The organism is Candidatus Thermoplasmatota archaeon (assembly GCA_029907305.1).
In the GTDB taxonomy this organism is placed as follows: Archaea; Thermoplasmatota; E2; order DHVEG-1; family DHVEG-1; genus JARYMC01.
Genome location: JARYMC010000133.1, coordinates 1 through 1,927, shown reverse-complemented (window position 1 = coordinate 1,927; position 1,927 = coordinate 1). Strand labels below are relative to the sequence as shown.

3 protein-coding genes and 1 tRNA gene are annotated in these 1,927 nt (G+C 37.3%); 2 read left to right on the top strand and 2 right to left on the bottom strand.

Going from position 1 to position 1,927, the window contains the following annotated elements; genetic code table 11:
* A partial coding sequence (locus tag QHH19_07300; protein ID MDH7518125.1) for a dolichol kinase occupies nt 1-202 on the bottom strand: 202 nt, incomplete at its 3' end.
* Nucleotides 203-253: 51 nt separating this feature from the next.
* Nucleotides 254-931, bottom strand: coding sequence for a ribose-5-phosphate isomerase RpiA (rpiA, locus tag QHH19_07295; GenBank protein ID MDH7518124.1), 678 nt, complete (start codon nt 929-931; stop codon nt 254-256).
* 76 nt (nt 932-1,007) lie between these two features.
* Here rpiA and QHH19_07290 point away from each other — a divergent pair, with 76 nt between their 5' ends.
* Together QHH19_07290 and QHH19_07285 are read left to right on the top strand one after the other, a co-directional pair.
* Entirely contained in the window at nt 1,008-1,673 is a 666-nt protein-coding gene (locus QHH19_07290; GenBank protein ID MDH7518123.1) for an RNA 2'-phosphotransferase, read from the top strand.
* Between the two features lie 36 nt (nt 1,674-1,709).
* A tRNA-Lys gene (locus tag QHH19_07285) sits at nt 1,710-1,783 on the top strand.
* Nucleotides 1,784-1,927: the final 144 nt, after the last annotated feature.

Below are 1,927 nucleotides of genomic sequence, written 5' to 3'. Positions count from 1 at the left end.
CAAGTATTAAAAATGGTACCCAAAATTTCAATAAATTAATCCAATTAACATCGGGTAGCAAATAATAAAACAAGAAACATGCACCAAATGCATGGAAAACACGTCTGTACCAATGAACATCAAACTCTATAGCATTAATTTTATTTTTTGTTTCCTCAAATTTTTCCACAATTTTTTCTATAGATGGCACAGGTTTCTTCATAATCAAATTTCTCTCAATTTTTTGATTTTTTAGAAGATTAAACTTAAAATGTTATTTACCAAGAGTCATAACGCCTTGCCTACTACCAACTATCACTTCATCAACCAAACCAATAAACAACCCATTCTCAACAACACCTGGAATATTATTGATATCTTTTTCGAGTTGTTCAGGCGATTCTATTATCTCAAAATCACAATCAAGGATATAGTTCGAGTTATCTGTTAGATATGGGTCATTCATTATTTTTCTCAGTTCAACAGTACAACCAAACTCCTCGAGAGCCTTTTTCGTTGAAGACCAACCATACTTCAGTACTTCAACAGGTAATGGAGAATTTACGCCCAAGACTTTAACAATTTTTGTTTCATCAATCACTATTATCTCTTTTTTAGAGTGATAGGCGACGATTTTTTCTCTTGTAAGAGCTCCCCCTCCACCTTTTATAAGGTTGAGGTTTGGGTCTACTTCGTCAGCACCATCTATTGTTATATCAATAACAGGGTTTTCTTCAAGATCAGTGAGAGGTATGTTGTATTCTTTGGCTATTTTTTTTGTGTGCATAGATGTTGGTATCCCTTTTATGTCAAGGCCATTCTTTACCATCTCTGCGATCTTCTTTATTGTATACTCTACCGTAGAACCGGTTCCAAGGCCAACAATCATACCATCCTTAATGTATTCTGCTGCTTTTTCCCCAGCTATTTTTTTCATGTCTTCTTGTTCCAAAGGTTCACCAGACGATGTAATAGTTTAATAGTACAAAAATTTATACTTGATATCATAATTACGTTTCAGCGGAACTATGTTAGGAAAATGTGATGAACACGGTTATTACCGTGGAGAAGCGTGTCCTGTTTGCAATAAAAAAGGCAAATTCTTGATGGATGACCGTGAACTTAATGCGCTGAGTCGTATCATAGCTGGTGCTCTACGTCATTTCCCAGATAAACTTGGTTTGATGATGGATGGTAGAGGATGGGTCGATATCTCATCTTTCATAGCAGCATTAGGTACATCAAGATCAGGTTTTGACTGGTTACGGAACTACCACATAGAAGCATTGGTAGCCACTGATGAGAGAGGCAGATATCAAATTGATGGTGGTATGATTCGCGCTAAGTATGGTCATACTGTGGATGTAAACCTCGATGATTTACCTTTGGCGGATGTCGATGAATTGTATTACCCAGTTACTGAGGAAGAGATCGATATGATACTCGAAGGTGGTCTTCATCCAACGGATCGTAAAAAAGTACATCTGAGCAGTAGCATAGAAAAAGCTATCGAGGCAGGGCGAGTTAGAACAGAAGAACCTTTGATTTTACGTATTGATGGAAAAAAAGCTATGAAAGACGGAGTGAAAATATATCATGCAGGGAAAGATGTTTATGTAACTGATAACATTGACGCTAAGTATATATCAAAGGTTGATCAATCTGAGATTAAGAAGTTAGAAAAAAAACATTAATAAGCACCAGTTTATGCTAGTATCCCTCTTGTTTTTGGGCTTGTGGCTCAGCTAGGTAGAGCAATCGGCTCTTAACCGATGGGTCAGGGGTTCGAATCCCCTCAAGCCCGTAAAATTTTTTTCAAAAACGTTTTTAACATTTTGTGAGCGAGAAATCCCCAGACTTTAGTATGGGGATGAATCGCGCTATTTTTCTTCTAACAAACATTTTTGCTTCTGGGCAGGCGCACCCGTCAGAGGCGGATGCCATAGAA